This is a genomic window from Bacillus sp. FS02 (genome assembly GCF_024398395.1).
GTDB lineage: Bacteria > Bacillota > Bacilli > Bacillales > Bacillaceae > Bacillus > Bacillus altitudinis.
Window position 1 is genome coordinate 1 of record NZ_CP074101.1, and the last position, 17,135, is coordinate 17,135.

14 protein-coding genes and 3 pseudogenes are annotated in these 17,135 nt (G+C 44.0%); 4 read left to right on the top strand and 13 right to left on the bottom strand.

All coding sequences use genetic code 11. The features are described 5' to 3' along the window. Window positions 1–47 precede the first annotated feature (47 nt). Window positions 48–2,483 (bottom strand): annotated as a pseudogene (locus tag KFQ09_RS19490) (beta strand repeat-containing protein); the annotation flags it as partial. 299 nt (window positions 2,484–2,782) lie between these two features. Next, window positions 2,783–2,923 carry a hypothetical protein gene (locus KFQ09_RS00010; protein ID WP_249476657.1) on the bottom strand — a complete coding sequence of 47 codons (141 nt, stop codon included), beginning with the start codon at window positions 2,921–2,923 and terminating at the stop codon, window positions 2,783–2,785. Between the two features lie 229 nt (window positions 2,924–3,152). Here KFQ09_RS00010 and KFQ09_RS00015 point away from each other — a divergent pair. Next, window positions 3,153–4,171, top strand: a pseudogene (locus tag KFQ09_RS00015) (LLM class flavin-dependent oxidoreductase). 38 nt (window positions 4,172–4,209) lie between these two features. Here KFQ09_RS00015 and KFQ09_RS00020 read toward each other — a convergent pair. After that, window positions 4,210–4,830 carry an acetate uptake transporter gene (locus KFQ09_RS00020; protein ID WP_007499188.1) on the bottom strand — a complete coding sequence of 207 codons (621 nt, stop codon included), beginning with the start codon at window positions 4,828–4,830 and terminating at the stop codon, window positions 4,210–4,212. Between the two features lie 148 nt (window positions 4,831–4,978). Here KFQ09_RS00020 and KFQ09_RS00025 point away from each other — a divergent pair, with 148 nt between their 5' ends. Beyond that, window positions 4,979–5,800, top strand: a complete 822-nt coding sequence (locus tag KFQ09_RS00025; RefSeq protein WP_255835897.1) for a uroporphyrinogen-III synthase — start codon at window positions 4,979–4,981, stop codon at window positions 5,798–5,800. A 39-nt stretch (window positions 5,801–5,839) separates the two neighbouring features. On the opposite strand, the gene KFQ09_RS00030 is transcribed toward KFQ09_RS00025, so the two are convergent. From KFQ09_RS00030 to KFQ09_RS00040, 3 genes are read right to left on the bottom strand one after another with little or no spacing between them, the layout of a single operon-like run. Beyond that, window positions 5,840–6,442 (bottom strand): undecaprenyl phosphate transporter UptA, encoded by a 603-nt coding sequence (locus tag KFQ09_RS00030; protein ID WP_255835898.1) that lies wholly within the window; start codon window positions 6,440–6,442, stop codon window positions 5,840–5,842. 53 nt (window positions 6,443–6,495) lie between these two features. Then, the gene (gene galU, locus KFQ09_RS00035) at window positions 6,496–7,377 is read right to left on the bottom strand and encodes a UTP--glucose-1-phosphate uridylyltransferase GalU (RefSeq protein ID WP_061419301.1); all 882 of its coding nucleotides are present in this window, start codon (window positions 7,375–7,377) and stop codon (window positions 6,496–6,498) included. 4 nt (window positions 7,378–7,381) lie between these two features. Further along, window positions 7,382–7,789, bottom strand: a complete 408-nt coding sequence (locus KFQ09_RS00040; RefSeq protein ID WP_234925054.1) for a GtrA family protein — start codon at window positions 7,787–7,789, stop codon at window positions 7,382–7,384. A 168-nt stretch (window positions 7,790–7,957) separates the two neighbouring features. Between KFQ09_RS00040 and KFQ09_RS00045 the strand changes: the two genes are divergently transcribed. Then, complete coding sequence (locus KFQ09_RS00045; RefSeq protein ID WP_008346618.1) at window positions 7,958–8,188, top strand: excisionase family DNA-binding protein; 231 nt, start codon at window positions 7,958–7,960, stop codon at window positions 8,186–8,188. Between the two features lie 43 nt (window positions 8,189–8,231). Here KFQ09_RS00045 and KFQ09_RS00050 read toward each other — a convergent pair whose 3' ends face one another. The 6 genes and pseudogenes from KFQ09_RS00050 to KFQ09_RS19495 all read right to left on the bottom strand — a co-directional run bounded on the left by KFQ09_RS00050 (window position 8,232) and on the right by KFQ09_RS19495 (window position 15,964). Next, a complete protein-coding gene (locus KFQ09_RS00050; protein ID WP_255835899.1) occupies window positions 8,232–9,332 on the bottom strand; it encodes a Ger(x)C family spore germination protein in 1,101 nt (366 codons plus the stop codon). Then, window positions 9,329–10,429, bottom strand: coding sequence for a GerAB/ArcD/ProY family transporter (locus tag KFQ09_RS00055; protein ID WP_255835900.1), 1,101 nt, complete (start codon window positions 10,427–10,429; stop codon window positions 9,329–9,331). Before KFQ09_RS00055 ends, KFQ09_RS00050 begins: the two co-directional genes overlap by 4 nt. A 12-nt stretch (window positions 10,430–10,441) precedes the next feature. Beyond that, a complete protein-coding gene (locus tag KFQ09_RS00060; RefSeq protein ID WP_041507167.1) occupies window positions 10,442–11,929 on the bottom strand; it encodes a spore germination protein in 1,488 nt (495 codons plus the stop codon). Between the two features lie 78 nt (window positions 11,930–12,007). Next, on the bottom strand, window positions 12,008–13,348 hold the full coding sequence (locus KFQ09_RS00065) for a (Fe-S)-binding protein (protein ID WP_255835901.1): 1,341 nt from the start codon (window positions 13,346–13,348) through the stop codon (window positions 12,008–12,010). After that, window positions 13,345–14,754, bottom strand: coding sequence for a glycolate oxidase subunit GlcD (glcD, locus tag KFQ09_RS00070; protein ID WP_144665564.1), 1,410 nt, complete (start codon window positions 14,752–14,754; stop codon window positions 13,345–13,347). Before glcD ends, KFQ09_RS00065 begins: the two co-directional genes overlap by 4 nt. Window positions 14,755–14,831: 77 nt before the next feature. Continuing rightward, window positions 14,832–15,964 (bottom strand): annotated as a pseudogene (locus KFQ09_RS19495) (CdaR family transcriptional regulator). A gap of 125 nt (window positions 15,965–16,089) precedes the next feature. On the opposite strand from KFQ09_RS19495, the gene KFQ09_RS00085 reads away from it, so the two are divergent. Beyond that, on the top strand, window positions 16,090–16,644 hold the full coding sequence (locus tag KFQ09_RS00085) for a hypothetical protein (protein WP_017367394.1): 555 nt from the start codon (window positions 16,090–16,092) through the stop codon (window positions 16,642–16,644). Window positions 16,645–16,677: 33 nt separating this feature from the next. Here KFQ09_RS00085 and KFQ09_RS00090 read toward each other — a convergent pair whose 3' ends face one another. Next, window positions 16,678–17,067 carry a tautomerase family protein gene (locus KFQ09_RS00090; RefSeq protein WP_255835903.1) on the bottom strand — a complete coding sequence of 130 codons (390 nt, stop codon included), beginning with the start codon at window positions 17,065–17,067 and terminating at the stop codon, window positions 16,678–16,680. Window positions 17,068–17,135: the final 68 nt, after the last annotated feature.

Here is a 17,135-nt window from a genome sequence, read left to right on the forward strand (position 1 = left end):
CCTGTAGCACCAGTAGGTCCGGTAGCACCTGTGATACCTGTAGCACCAGTAGGTCCGGTTGAACCTGTGATACCAGTAGCACCAGTAGCACCAGTAGGTCCGGTTGAACCTGTGATACCCGTGGCACCAGTAGCTCCAGTTGAACCTGTGCTACCAGTGACCCCAGTCGGACCGGTAGCACCTGTGATACCAGTAGCACCAGTCGGACCGGTTGAACCTGTAATTCCTGTAGCACCAGTAGCTCCAGTTGCACCCGTGATACCAGTAGCACCAGTCGGACCGGTTGAACCTGTGATACCAGTAGCACCAGTCGGACCGGTAGCACCCGTGATACCAGTAGCACCAGTCGGACCGGTTGAACCTGTGATTCCCGTAGCTCCAGTCGGACCAGTTGGTCCAGTGCTGCCCGTCACACCAGTGGCCCCAGTAGGTCCGGTTGAACCTGTAATTCCTGTAGCACCAGTCGGACCGGTTGAACCTGTGATACCCGTGGCCCCAGTAGATCCGGTTGAACCTGTGATACCTGTAGCACCAGTAGGTCCGGTTGAACCTGTGATACCCGTGGCACCAGTAGCTCCAGTTGCACCCGTGATTCCAGTGGCCCCAGTAGATCCGGTTGAACCTGTAATTCCTGTAGCACCAGTTGCACCAGTCGGACCGGTTGAACCTGTGATACCCGTGGCCCCAGTCGGACCGGTTGAACCTGTGATACCCGTGGCACCAGTAGCTCCAGTTGAACCTGTGATACCAGTGACCCCAGTCGGACCGGTAGCACCTGTGATACCTGTAGCACCAGTAGCTCCGGTAGCACCTGTGATACCTGTAGCACCAGTCGGACCGGTTGAACCTGTGATACCCGTGGCCCCAGTCGGACCGGTAGCACCCGTGATACCTGTGGCCCCAGTAGCTCCAGTTGAACCTGTAATTCCTGTAGCACCAGTCGGACCGGTTGAACCTGTGATACCCGTGGCACCAGTCGGACCGGTTGAACCTGTGATACCCGTGGCACCAGTAGGTCCGGTTGAACCTGTGATACCAGTAGCACCAGTCGGACCGGTTGCACCTGTGATACCCGTGGCCCCAGTAGCTCCAGTTGCACCCGTGATTCCAGTGGCCCCAGTCGGACCGGTTGCACCTGTGATACCAGTAGCACCAGTCGGACCGGTTGAACCTGTAATTCCTGTAGCACCAGTAGCTCCAGTTGCACCCGTGATACCAGTAGCACCAGTCGGACCGGTTGAACCTGTGATACCAGTAGCACCAGTCGGACCGGTTGCACCTGTGATTCCCGTAGCTCCAGTCGGACCAGTTGGTCCAGTGCTGCCCGTCACACCAGTGGCCCCAGTAGGTCCGGTTGAACCTGTAATTCCTGTAGCACCAGTCGGACCGGTTGAACCTGTGATACCCGTGGCACCAGTCGGACCGGTTGAACCTGTGATACCCGTGGCCCCAGTAGCTCCAGTTGAACCTGTGATACCCGTGGCACCAGTAGCTCCAGTTGCACCCGTGATTCCAGTGGCCCCAGTAGATCCGGTTGAACCTGTGATACCCGTGGCACCAGTCGGACCGGTTGAACCTGTGATACCCGTGGCACCAGTCGGACCGGTTGAACCTGTGATACCCGTGGCCCCAGTAGCTCCAGTTGAACCTGTGCTACCAGTGACCCCAGTCGGACCGGTAGCACCTGTGATACCTGTAGCACCAGTAGGTCCGGTAGCACCTGTGATACCTGTAGCACCAGTAGGTCCGGTTGAACCTGTGATACCTGTAGCACCAGTAGATCCAGTAGGTCCGGTTGAACCTGTGATACCCGTGGCACCAGTAGCTCCAGTTGAACCTGTGCTACCAGTGACCCCAGTCGGACCGGTTGAACCTGTGATACCCGTGGCGCCAGTAGGTCCGGTTGAACCTGTGATACCTGTAGCACCAGTAGATCCAGTTGCACCTGTGATTCCCGTTGCCCCAGTAGGTCCGGTTGAACCTGTGATACCAGTAGCACCAGTCGGACCGGTTGAACCTGTAATTCCTGTAGCACCAGTAGCTCCAGTTGCACCCGTGATACCAGTAGCACCAGTCGGACCGGTTGAACCTGTGATACCCGTGGCCCCAGTAGATCCGGTTGAACCTGTGATACCTGTAGCACCAGTAGGTCCGGTTGAACCTGTGATACCCGTGGCACCAGTAGCTCCAGTTGCACCCGTGATTCCAGTGGCCCCAGTAGATCCGGTTGAACCTGTAATTCCTGTAGCACCAGTTGCACCAGTCGGACCGGTTGAACCTGTGATACCCGTTGCCCCAGTAGGTCCGGTTGAACCAGTAATTCCTGTAGCTCCAGTGCTGCCCGTTACTCCAGTAGAACCTGGAGCACCAGATGCTGCCAAAAGCGTATAATCCGGGGACGTATCTGGCGTACCTAAAGGTGGAGCAGAGTTCACAATATACGTACCACCTTCATAAGTGACCACTTGACCGACTGAATACATTGATGCTCTTTCTGGATCATATGTTTCAATACCACTTAATCCTACCCCTGTAGGGCCAGTTGGGCCAGTTTTCCCAGAAGCCGCCAAAAGGGTATAGTCGGGGGAAAGTCCAGGTATTCCTGAGGGAGCATCTACCTTAGCAATATAAGTACTGCCATTATACGTGACAACTTGACCAGCCTCGTAATCTTGTGATTGTGAGGGGTTAAAAGGGAGGACACCGGTTAATCCGCCAGCAGGTCCGGTTGGTCCGGTAGGCCCAACCGGACCTGCTGGGCCTCTTCGTCCAACCCTTTGAATTATTTTTGATTGTTTTTCTCCTTTTGCACAAGACGGATCCCCTTGAGGTCTGTTTTGTTTTGAATGTTCTTGTTTAATAAAAGGACAGTCTCTTCTTTGAGGACGATCATGACGTGATCTTTTGTAATGAGGCTGCTCATGATATCTACCGCAAAAGGGACATTTGTGATCGAATTGATTGTACAAATTGCCCATCTCCTAAAATTGATATTTCATTCTATGTACGAATTTTTAAATCGGAAGTAAAACCTAGAAAATTCATCATTTCGAAAATCATCGAATCAAATCATTTAAAAGTTAAATCGTTTTATGTTATGGTGTTGAAAGAATGAAACTAGTATGATTTTTGAAAGAAATGGGGCATCATGTATGAGTCAATCAGTTTTACAACGTGCAGCATATTCCGTGTTAAATTTATCCTCTGTAACAGAAGGTGGCACAATCAAAGAGTCATTTGAACATAGTATGGATTTAGCAAAAAAAGCTGAGAAGTGGGGCTACCATAGATATTGGCTTGCGGAGCATCATAATATGGAAGGGGTTGCGAGTTCAGCAACATCCGTCTTAATTGGATATATTGCCGGAGGGACTGAAAAGATCCGGGTTGGTTCTGGGGGGATTATGCTTCCAAACCATTCTTCACTCGTTATTGCAGAACAATTTGGAACACTGGAGACTTTGTATCCAGGGAGAATTGATTTAGGTCTTGGCAGGGCACCAGGAACAGATCAGTTAACGGCAAGGGCACTTAGACGTAATCTTCATAATGGGAGGATTTCCCTGAGCAGCTTGAAGAACTTCGGCAATATTTCAAACCGACTGGTCAGGTCAAAAAACATGTAAGAGCCGTTCCGGGAGAAGGATTGGATATACCAATTTGGCTTCTTGGTTCAAGTGGTTTTAGTGCAAGGCTTGCAGGAGAACTGGGACTGCCATTTGCCTTTGCGGCACATTTCTCCCCTAAAAATACCATTCCTGCTTTAGAATTATACAGACAGTCATTTCAACCTTCAGATGTGTTAAAAGAACCTTATGCGATGGTTGGTGTGACGGTTTTTGCTGCTGATCAAACAGAGCGGGCTGAATATTTGGCGACGTCTCATTATCAGCGCTTCTTGAGCCTCATTCGCAATACACCAGGAAAACTCAAAGCCCCTGTTGAAAGTATGGATGGGCTATGGAGTCCATATGAGAAGGCGATGGTGGACGAACAATTAAGTTCGACGATGATCGGGGATAAACAAAAGGTGAAAAAAGAGTTAGAAGCCTTTATTGAGGCGACTCAAGCAGATGAAGTCATGATTAATTCTGATATGTTTGACCATCAAGAAAGAATGCGTTCTTATGAAATCATTGCAGAGATATTTCAAGAGGAACAAGAAAAATAAGAATAAAAAAAGAACTGCCAAGAGCAGTTCTTTTTTATTTATGCTTTAGTAAACACGCGAAATGGTTGTCCAACTGGCAGTACTGTACGACCAAAATGTGTATTCAGCACAACAGCTGCAGAACCATAAAATGAAAGAAGAGAAATAATCAATTCTGCAATACCAGCCATCGTATGAGTCACATCGTACATCACACCAAACGAGCTTAGGGACAGGCCAATGAATAAGAAATCAATAAAGACGAAAATCAAAAACAATACTTTATGTGTTTCCATTGCACCGATCGTCATAAATAAGCTGAAAATCAAATAACCAATAAAAGCAAAACCTAGTTGTTTTGGGTCCGCAGCTCCCGCAAGCGTTTTCCCAAAAACGCCCGCTTGAATGAGCCAAGTGGTTCCAACGCCCATCCAAAAAAGACCGAATGCGCCGAAGGCAGTGGCTCCAAAAATATTATGATGCTTTGAATCTTGTATGGACGCAATCAGCTGCGCGATTCCTCCAAGGAAGATAGCCCAAGGTAAAATAAGGGATGTGCCATCTGTGATTCCTAGTTTTTGTGAAGACGCAACAAGCGTCACCATTGCTAAACCAAACAAACCAAGTGGTGTTGGGTCTGCGATTGATAATCGAATTGCTTGAACATTCTGTTTTTCCATAATGACCTCCTACAATTTGCACTTACAAAAGATACTCGAATTCGATAGAAACGTCAAGCTCTTTTTTAGTAGACACTTGCAACGTCTTCCAAATAAATCTATATTTAATACAATACATCATACATGTGATAGAAAAAGAGGGATGAGAATGAGTAAAGGCTTAGCTGGAAAGACCATTGCCATATGCGGAACAAGAAAAACAGAAGAAATGCGTACACTTGTTGAAAAGCAAGGAGGACAAGCTGTTATTCGTTCTCTTCAGGGCACTGTATTTTTAGCCAAAGAGGAATTGAAGCCAGGCATAGAAACCTTTGTAAAGAAGGGAGCTGACTGGGTCATTTTAACAACGGGTATCGGCACAGACACATTAATTGAAAGTGCACTAGAGCTGCAGCTTGGAGAAGCTTTTATGAACATTTTATCAAGTGCCCATATCGCTTCAAGAGGATACAAAACGTTTGCGGCTCTAAAAAAACACGGCATTCAGCCAGATGTTTCTGATGAAGATGGAACCGTTCGTGACCTCATTTCAAAGTTAGAAGACAAAGAACTTCAAGGTAAACGGGTCATGGTGCAGCTTCACGGCGAAAATGCACCAGCTCTCATTGATTTTTTACATCACAAGGGAGCAGACGTTTTGCAGCTCATGCCATATCAGCACACGCCCCCTGAACCAGAGGCGGCGGACACTTTGCTTCAAGAAATGAAAGAAGGGAAGGTCCATGCCGTTTGTTTTACAACCGCTGTTCAGGTTCATGCCTTTTTCAAACTAGCAGAAGAATGGGGCAAAAAAGAAGAACTGCAACATCTATTCGAGCAGCATGTATTAGCTGTAGCTGTTGGAAAAGTCACAGCTGAAGCATTAAAAGAAGAGGGGATAAGCCGAATTCTAGCCCCTTCACTTGAAAGAATGGGTGCAATGATTATGGAATTATCTCAATATATGAAAAAACAATCGACGCACGCATAGAAAAAACGCCTTTCACATGACGAGTGAAAGGCGTTTTCGTTAGATTGTCCGTTTTCGATTTGTGCGAATTTTTTTCAAAACGAAATACAGTACGATGAGAACGATGGCAATGACCATAATTGGTGTTGTATACGTGTGAGCGACACTTTGAATGTGGTCCCATTTTGTCCCAAGCTGCATTCCAAGATAAATAAATAGGATGGACCAAGGGATGGCGGCTAATCCGGTCAAAAAAACAAATTTCAGAAATGGCATCTTTGCAATACCAGCTGGAATTGAGATCGCGTGGCGCACGACTGGGATAAAACGAGCTGTAAATACGACACCCGTTCCATATCGGTCAAACCAGCGTTCTGCCGTGGCAATATGATGCTCATGGATGAATAAATACTTCCCATACTTTGTTAAAAAAGGTCTTCCGCCGTAAAGGCCGATCCAGTAAATAAAGCACTGGGCAAGTGTTCCTCCAATCACCCCAGCGATGACGGCTCCAACAAATCCAATGCTTCCTGTTGACACCATATATCCGCCGTAGGCAAGTACAATTTCACTCGGGATAATTTCAATCATCAGTCCAAGTGCAACACCTGCGTAACCAAGGCTTGTCAGCCAGGTTAAAATTTCATTAAACAAGGTTCCCATTCATTTCACTCTGCCTTTAAATACGAATTTTCTTCAAGCATCCTTATAAGAGCCTATGCTTGTTTTGCTTCTCTCATGAGTATGCTTTGCATATATGCTAGCATGGCTGGCCGCATATCATGACGCATCAATCCAATTTCAGCCGCTGCCTTAAATGAGCCCAGCTTATCACCAACGTCAAATCTCATCCCATCTAATTGTTTTGCATAAATGGGTGATTCATGTGCAATGATTTTCAGCGCATCTGTCAGCTGGATTTCGTTCCCAGCACCTCTCTCGATTCCTTGTAGAATAGGAAAAATCGATGGTGTTAACAGATATCTGCCCATCACGGCTAAATCGGAAGGAGCTTCATGAATAGCTGGCTTTTCCACTAAGTCTGTGACTTCAAACACTTGACCGTCTACTCTAGCTGGTCTTATCATACCATACTTACTGACATCTAGACGATCCACTTGCTGGACGCCAATGACCTCTCTTTGTTTGTCTTCAAAGACTTCCATGAGCTGAGAGAGTGCAGGTCTTTCTGACACCATGACATCATCACCTAAAAGCACCGCAAAAGGATCATTGCCAGTAAAATGACGTGCACATAATACCGCATGTCCAAGACCTAAGGGCTCCTTTTGACGAATATAATGAATATTGGCCATATCCGCAATATGTTTGATTTCAGCCAGCTGTTCTTTTTTTCCTTTTTCAAGCAAATTCTGTTCTAGCTCAATCGAACGGTCAAAGTGATCTTCAATCGATTTTTTATTTCTTCCTGTGATAATCAGTATATCTTCAATGCCTGATTGAACAGCCTCCTCAACTATGTATTGAATGGCGGGTTTGTCGATAATCGGCAGCATTTCCTTTGGCTGTGCTTTCGTTGCGGGTAAAAAACGTGTGCCTAATCCGGCTGCTGGTATAACGGCTTTTTTGATGTTCATTGAATCATCGCTCCATTTCTGATCGTTTGTTTTCTGATGGAAACACCCATAGGCGGCTTCCAGTAAAAGTGATCATCATGCCAAGAAGGGTACCAATCGCTTTACTAATGAATAATGAGAAACCTGCTTGCTGCATGACATATAAGACAACATAGGTGAGGAGACACGCTGCGCCGTTGACTGTGGCCCACTTGATCCATTCCCACCTGTCCGCTTTCTTTTTTACTTGGAACGTCCATTTTCGATTCCAAACATAACTGTTCATCATTCCTGCTGTATAGGACAGGCACTGTGCAAGAAAAGAGGGAACAAAGCAAGCAGTGAAAAAAAAGAAGAACAGAAAGTCAATCATCGTATTGCTTGCGCCTACAGTTAAAAATGTGACATAGGTCCGAATATTTTTCTTTGTCATGCGAAGGATCATCATCTCCTAGTGTTTGAGTGGGTGTATGAATACTGTACAAAAGCGAGTTGACGAATCAGTGAAGAAAAGATGAAAAAAACATGAACAAGCGATATCTGTTTTTTTCACCAGCTCGTGATATAATTTGTAAGATGAAACGAACGGTGGTGCACATGCATGTATTTAACAATTGGAGAAACAGCTGAATACTTAGAAGTATCAGAAGCATATGTTGAAAAATTAATCCAGCAAAAAAAGATTCGTTACGTATTTGACGGGGAATCGTATCTCATTTATCAAGGGCAGTTTCAAACCCATATGAAACAGCTAGAACAATATAAAGAGCTCATTCAAGACATCTTAAATGAACCAATCCCTGAGGACCCGGACGTAAAAGATGAAGATTAAAAAAGACTGTACGAGAAGGGAGAACCTTTTCATACAGTCTTTTTTATTGGCTGACACCCGTTTGAACAATGTTCATATGACAATTCACTTGGACATCTGCATCAGGGTAGAGTTTTTGCCATTCCTCCGGTGTCATGGCTTTATCTTTAGAGCGATACCTCAAACCAAGTCCAAGCGGATCAATTTTTTGCTTTTTAAAGGATTGAACAAGGTCTTGCCCTTGCTGGGCCACACGCTTCTCCACTTCTTTTTCAACATGCTGCAAGATAGAAGGCGTATCGATTTTTTTTGATTTCATGAATTCTTTTAACTCACCTTTCAGCTTGATATCAATGGTGATATGAGGCTTTTTTGAAAGGTTTTCAGTTGGTTTAATGTGATAAGACACATGTGATTTGATATTTTCAATAACAACATGGGTTTTCTTTCTGTCATTAAATCGAAACTCATAAATCCCATTTTTATGATTTTCAATCATCGCTTTAAACGTAAATGTATCTTCCCCTGGAATATGCCCAACCATTTTTTCTTGATCGAAAAGAGCGACACCTGACACTTTAATAGAGTTGCTTGTATTTTTAATGTAAGGGAGGTAGGCATCCACGCCTTTTGCCATCATCTGATTCATAAAAATATGCTGATTGGTCACAGGTTGATTGCCGTTTCGCATGTTTTGAGCCAGTAAATCTGAAAGATATACACCGATATTTAAGTTGGTTTGATTCATTTTTGTATGCAATAAATCTTCAACTTCTCCGTCTACTATGGCAAATACTTGACGAGACCCAATGATCGGATCACGATAGATGTAATTCATCAAATCAATCATACCCACTTCTTTCGCCAGCTTTTCACTTATTAAAATCACGAGTACTTGTCCCATGACAACGGGGAAAGGCGATTTTTCCGAAACAAGAAACTGAATATTACTAATGGTATTTGACTTAGCACTTACAATTTGATAGCTTCCTTGTTCTTCGCTTTTAAAAACAGGGAAAACAAAGAAGCCCTTCATTTCTCCATCTTCCAATAAGTCAAATCCCGCCGCCTGCGAGATACTTAATTCATCTAAGAGACGAGGCTGTGCACAGCTCGTTAAGAAAAGGCTCAATAACATGAGACACACCAGAATATAATGTTTCATGTTCGTTTTTTCACCCACCTTTTTTTCAGCAGCAGCCCAATGATCATACATCCAATCAATCCATAGACGAGGATGTATCCGCTATATTCCACCCATTTATTAAATGTCTCAAATGAGGTAGCTCTAATAAAAAATGAAAACATGACGAGAATGAGAAGGCTGAGAACTATTAACGTGGTGCGCTGGCTCGTGTGAAACACTTGTTTTGCCATTCTGCTGGCTGCCCATAATGGAATGGCGATATTTGGAACGATAAGCAAAAGCCATAGCGACACTTCAATAAATTCAAAGCGCTGGATAAACGGAAGTTTGACAATGCTGGTTAATGTCAATGTTGGCCATTTCGTTAGTTTGAGCTGAGCACTTGAGTAGTACGCAATAGAGACGAGAAATACAAGCAAATTCAGGCATGTAGTTAGCAACACTCCCATATGTGCAAATTTTTGCGACGTTTGTGCTTTTTTAATAAAGGGATAATAGACAAGCAATGTTCCAAAACCAAACATGGATAAAGAGGCATCTTTGACCCCCATCATGAGTTGTGAAAATGAATGATCAAACATTGGGAACATAAACCGGATGTGACTATATTTCATGACATAAAAACAGATAAAGGTCATCCAGTACGTTAGGACAATGCTAAAGAATGCCCAGCCTGCGATTGTTCTAAATCCGCCTGTGTGAATGTAATAGACGAGGATGAGCAGCACTGATGCAAATAAAAGACCAGGAATTTCTTTAAACAGCCAAACATGGATCACATCCATATAATGAACAAGCACAATCAAAGACAATGAAGAAAAATATAAAATGTAGAGAATGTTGATGAATTGTCCGAGCCATTTACCAAACACAGATTGCGTAATGTCACTAAATTCGTCAGTAGGTGCTTTTTTAAACAAATAGTAAATAAGGAAAATCATTAAATTGACACTTGCACCAGCAATTAAAATGGCGATCCACCCATCATTATTAATCGTCCGGACAAGATTCGTCTGGAAATTTAAAATACCAACACCTACTTGATTGGCATTGACAAGAAAAAATACAAAAAAAGGGGATACTTGAAATTTTTCTTTCATAGAAGAAGAGCTCATGCCTTCACTTCCTTATTCATAAAAATCATTTTTCCCCTTACGGCCTTGCTTTGGCTTTTGGCGGTGTATCGTTTCATTTTGCGGGCGTAAATTTTCTGGACGCTTTTTCAAAAAGCGGAGTTGTGGCCGAATCAAACTACCCTTTAAATCGGCCAATCGAAGTGGAAAGATTGGCTCTAAGTAGGGCTGGCCTATAGACGTTAATTTCATTAAATGTGTAAGAAGAAAAGCCCCCATTAGCGAAATCCCTAGCGCTCCCCACACTTGTGCAGCAAAAAGGAATGGGAAACGTAAGAGACGAATGGTTGTCCCCATTTTATATATAGGAGTGACAAAAGAGGCAAGAGCTGATAATGCAACTATAATGAGCAGGATATTACTTGTTAATCCCGCTGCAACCGCAGCCTGTCCGATCACAATACCTCCAACAATCCCGAGCGTCTGTCCGACTTTTGCAGGAAGGCGAGAACCGGCTTCCCTAAGTAGCTCAATCGATATCTCTAAAAATAAAGCTTCAATAATAGGCGGAAAGGGCACGAGATAGCGTGATGCGACTATCGTTTCTAATAAGTCCTTAGGAATCAGTTCATAGTGAAACGTTAAAACAGCTACATACAAAGGGGTTGCAAAAATAGAAAAAATCACAGCAAAAATGCGTAACAGTCGAAAGGAGGATGCTGCGATCCAAGACATGTTATAGTCTTCCATTGTAGAAAAATACTCGAGTAAAATTGTAGGTGCAAGCAGGGTATGAGGCGAACCGTCAACCATAATGGCTATTTTTCCTTCCGTTAGACCTGAGGAAACCCTGTCTGGCCGTTCTGTATTTAAAAACAATGGAAAGATTGTATTGGACACATCATAAAGCATTTGCGCAAGATAATTAGAATCTAGAATTTGGTCATAGTCAACATCTTGAATCCGCTGAAGAACGGTTTCAATGTTCTGCGGGTTGGCGATATCCTCTATGTATACAACGGCTACTTTCGTTTGAGAAAGGGTACCAACTGTGTGTTCAACTACTTTAAGGTCAGGAGTGGGCAGCCTGCGTCTGAGCAAGTTTAAGTTTGTATCCAGCCCTTCCACAAAGGCTTCCTGCGCACTGATAATCCCGAATTCAATCTCAGGTTGGCTCACTTGTCTGCCTTTCTTTTCTTCAATCGGCAAAAGGAGCGCTTTGCCCCAGTCTGTCTCAATTCGAACAGCAATACTGCCTCGATGAAGAGCTTCTTCCACTTTTTGAAGGTCCCTCGTAATCACAGCTTGTTCGATTGGGATGTGTTCTTTCAGCTCTTCAAGGGTGGGTGTCAGATGCAATTGCTGAATAAAAGGCAAGATTTGTTCATGAAGGAGATTGCCATTAATTAAAGGACGAAAAAAAGAAATTCTATAAAGGAAACCTCCGGAACTTGATAATTCATTGATAAAATCAGAGGAACGCGATAGTGCCTCAAATACTGAATTGGGGTCTTTCTGTTTTGATTTGTTTTTCTTCAGCACTTGAACCATCTCCTTCCGCGATTTTCCTCTATTATCCAACCAATCGTCTGAAGATATGCATAAAAAAAGCGTTCAGCTTCATGAGCTGGACGCTTTTTTTCCATATTGAACGGCTTCTAATAAAAAGTCAGCCAGATGAATCGCTCTCATGCTAGGCATATGTCCTGCCTTTTTGACGCCTGCTGCCATTTGTAATTGACAGCCTGGATTCGACGTCACAATGGCAGCTGCAGCTGTGTTGCTCGCTTCCGTCATTTTATGATCTAAAATTTGCATCGACATGTCTGGCTGCAAGATATTGTAGATTCCTGCAGATCCGCAGCAGCGGCCGGCATCTTTCATTTCTTTAAACGTTACCCCTTGAATGGCTTTCATGAGCACCCTCGGCGCCTGTTGTACATTCATCCCATTTCGTAAATGACAGGAGTCTTGATAGGTGATCACTTGCGCTGGCAAAACCAGTGGCACGCGGCGGTGAAACTCCAGCTCCACAAGGATGCTTGATATATCGGTTATTTTCTGTGAGAAGGCTTTACTTCGTTTTTGAAAATCTGGGTCATCCTGAAGCAAATGACCGTAATCACTTAAAAAGGCACCGCAGCCGCCCGCGTTCATGACAATCGCATCGGCATCTGTTTCCTCGAATGCTTCAATATTCCGCTTGGCTAACTGTTTTGCTTGGTCTTTTTCTCCGCTATGACCATGTAGCGCGCCGCAGCACGTTTGTATAGGAGGAACGATCACATCGCAGCCTGCCAGCTGCAAGAGATGAATGGTCGCTTTGTTTGTGTTTGAGAAAACTGTATCCATTAAACAGCCAGTAAAAAACGCCACCCGTTTTTTTGCCTGACCAATGGCTTTATATTCATTCAAACGTTTTTTCTTTTGAGGCGGTACCTTTGGAAGTGCCTGTTCCATCAACTGTAAATGGGAGGTAAGCAGCTTCAGTATGCGCGTCTTCCTGGCGGCTGTTTGCAGTCCAGATGTTTGATAAAATCGAAGAAAACTAGCAGCTTGTCGCATACGACTTTGTGACGGAAAGAGACCTTTAAACACAACACGTCTCATCAATTTGACAGGAAATGATTGTTTTTTATGTTGTTGAATAATGTCTCTGGCATCTTCTAGCAACTGTCCATACTTGACGCCAGAAGGGCAGACTGGTTCACATGCACGGCAGCCAAGACAAAGATTAAGGGAATGTTCAACATCTTCATCTGGCTCAATGACGCCATCTCTTACAGCTTTCATTAACGCAATTCGGCCCCGAGGAGAGTGCGTTTCTTGTTGTCCAGATTCAATATAGGTAGGGCAGGAAGGGAGGCAGAATCCGCAGCGCATGCAATTAAGCAGCTCCTTTTCATTCATTTGCTCCTGAAACTGCTGCTGGATCTCTTTTTGCTTAGAAGAAGAACTCATGAGACCACCACTCGCTTTCTTGAGGCTTTTCCAAACACTTTATCTGGGTTCATGATATTTGCCGGGTCAAGTGCCTGTTTAATCGCCTTCATGGCAGCGATTCCTTCTTTTTTGACCTTCAGCTCCAAATAGGGGGCTTTCATGAGACCCACGCCATGTTCGCCTGTAATCGTGCCGCCAAGTGCAACAGCTTTTTCAAAAATGGCCTGAAAGGCAGCTTCTACACGTTTCATTTCTTCTTCATTTCTTGCATCTGTCGCACAAGTGGGGTGTAAGTTGCCATCACCTGCATGACCAAACGTACAAATGTTCACCTCGTACTTTCGTGCAATGTCTTCGATTGCACGAACCATATTGGCAATTTCAGACCGGGGAACGGTAGCATCTTCTAAAATCGTTGTAGGACTTAATCGAGCGAGGGCAGATAAAGCAGAGCGTCTCGCTGTTAAGAGCGCACTTGCCTCTTCTTCTGAATGTGCAATCTTGACGCTTTTAGCCCCGTGCTGCTCACAGACTTCTGCGATTTTTTGGATATCACGAGAAACAGCTTCAGGGTTGCCGTCCTGTTCAATTAATAACACAGCTTGAACGTCGGTGGGTAGGCCGATGTTTGCAAAATCTTCAACGACTTCAAGGGTCGGCTGATCCATAAATTCTAATGTAGCAGGAATGATACGCTCAGCAATGATGGCCGATACAGAAGTCGCAGCTTCTTCAAGGCTTTCGTATAAACAAAGCATTGTTTGTTTCGTTTCTGGAAGCGGCAGGAGCTTTAGCACCGCTTCTGTGACAATCCCGAGTGTTCCTTCTGAACCAACGAACAATCGAGTCATATCATAGCCAGCGACATCTTTTGCAAGCTTTCCGCCTGTTTTGATGATGTCACCATTTGGCAAAACCACTTCAAGCCCAAGGACATAATCCCTTGTCACTCCATACTTTAACCCCCGCAGTCCCCCTGAATTTTCGTTAATATTGCCGCCTAATGTGGAAATTTTCATAGAGCTTGGATCAGGCGGGTAGAAGAGACTTTTTTCCTCTACTTGATGAATCAATTCCTGCGTAATTAAGCCAGGCTGCACCGTTGCGGTTAAATTTTCTTCGTCTATTTCTAATAATTGATTCATTCTAGTAAAGAGAATCACCAATCCGCCCTGAGTAGGGCATGTTCCTGCGCACAGATTCGTCCCTGAGCCTCTTGGGACGATCGGCACCTTGTAAGAGGCGCACAGTTTCACAATTTGCTGCACTTCTTCTGCCGTGCGAGGTGTCACGATGGCATCTGGCATCTGTTGAAAATTTGGTGTCGCATCATAAGAGTAGGCAAGACGATCCGCCTTGCTGTCTTGGACATTGGGCGCACCGACAATCTCTTTTAATTGATTTGAAAATTCTGAATCTAGCATATGCAATCACTCCCGCTCATTTAACGTCTCGTTTCTACCAGTATAAAAAAAGAACCGTCACATGACTATAGACGATTCTACAAAATATCAGGCTGTTTTATCGTATTTTTTGTATCATGATCTAAAAGCAGCAAGGCCAAATAAAAAAGCATCGCATCTTGCATGCGCTTTGGATCAAGTGTCGTTAAATCCTGAATCCGTTTTAATCTGTAATGAAGTGTATTAATATGGACATGCATAGCTTCTGCTGTATGTTTCAATGAGTAATCCGAAGCGATGAGTACCCGCAATGTTTTCACTAGTTCAGGATAGGGGAAAAGGGACGCAATCGTTCGATCAAGAAACGCATCTTTTGTTTCCTGACTGATTTCCTCCATAAAAAGTTCAAGCGTCAAATCTTCATCAAACACAATGGGTGTTTCAGCATGTGCCAATTTTAAAGCGCGAAAAGCTTGATGAAAGGACTGCTTCATGACATGAGAAGCTGCTGGTTTTCCTGCCCCATTAAAATCCTCGATGGTGACAGCGCTGTGAGCGCAGCATGAATATGGAACAAGCGCTTGTGCCATGTTTCTCGACCATCTGGTGTGGCTTGTAGCATGAGCAAAAAACGTGCATGCCCCCAGCGCACAATGATCTCCTGATTGGTGAGTTGCAATTTGTCCTTCATCAGTTTGTATTGATCCTGCTTCATAAACGTTTCGTCTTGACAATCAATGAGAATAGCGACACGCTGCTTGTTGACATCAAAGCCAAGCCGCTGCGCCTTCTCGGTCATTCCAACCGCTGTCTCTGGCAGATGAAGCCAGTCGAATACAAAGGCTTCAAGCTGCCGTTCATCTGTTTCCGTTTCTTGAAAGAATTCATGCTCTTGAATGAGCAGCTCCGTCATTTTACGTAAAATGTCGCCAAAAGGGGAGACATGCCTTGGATCACCTGTCATTCCAATGACCCCAATGACTTCTTGTTTAAAATAAATAGGCAGATTGATACCGGCTTTGACGCCTTTCATCTGCAGCACATCATCCTTTGTGAGAATTCGTTTCTGCCCTTCTAAGGATGTGACATATGCTCCTTCATGAAATTGACCAATGCGTGCTGGATCTGTTGCAGCAATAATGGTACCGTTTGTTTGTGTGATGATGATTTCTTCCGTCAGTACCTTTTTGACCTCATCTACGATTTTTTCTGCCAGTGTCATTGTGAGCAAAACGGTCCCCTCCGAGATGTTTCTTTTTACACTATCATACCATCATATGCTCAGGCATATCTTTCTTTTCATGTGTTATGCTAAAATAAAAAACGCATATGAAGTAGATGAAAGGAGATACAGTCATGTCACTGCAAAATCGCTTACAAGATTTATTGAAAGAAGGGCAGGCGCTCACCGACTTTGAATATAACAAAGCCGCAAGTCAAAATTGGCCGCTAGAAGGGGCAAAAATGACAGAAGAAGCACGCTTTGCAGATGTTTATATAGAACGTGTAGACAAGGAATCGGAGGAAATGATTCAAACAGAAAATGCTTCCTTTTTAAATACACCTCTTACATACGTAAAAAAACAACAAAAAGAATTCATTTATATCGAGTCGAAGTGGTTTGATGTGGTGAGAGCCGACGGACTTGCCATAGAATGGGATGAAGTATTTCAGACGTATACCGTGTTATTCGGATTGAAGCGTCCTAAAAAAGATACTGGATTACTAAAAGAGATGCTCTCAACATTAAATGGTGCTCAGCTTCAATTTAATGGACAAGACGGATTATTTGATATCAACATTCCGCTTCTTGAACTAGAAGACATCAAAGAAGATACGCCTTTAATTGGTGTGATCTCAGCAGTGTACCGCTATTTATTCAACCTGCTCATGCAGCTTGAAAATGAATGAATCAAAAAACGGCTCACATTCCTGAGCCGTTTTTTAGAGCACTCCTCTTATGAATTGAGCCTCACCCATCCCGAAGCTCCAATCGGCGTCTCCATTTTCCACGATGGAGATCATCACATCCGTTTTGGCAATCCCGCATTCTTTTTCTATACGTTCTGCGATTTGTGCATAAAGCTGTTCCTTTTGCTCTTTCGTCCGCTGTTTACTGACAACACTAATGACAACCAGATCCTTTGTTCTCGGATAACCAAGCTCAGTGTCTTCAATGATCATCTCTTCAGGGCGGTGCTGATGAACAATTTGATAGCGATCTCGTTCAGGTACCCCAAAGGCATCAACCATTGCTTCATGGCAAGTGTCCAGCAGTTTTTTTAATTCCTCTTTTGAACGGCCTTCTATCACGTCAAAACGTAACAACGGCATCAGGTCAACCTCCAAATATGTGTTTAATATACAATCATAATGTAACCAACACTTCGCCGATTCACTCT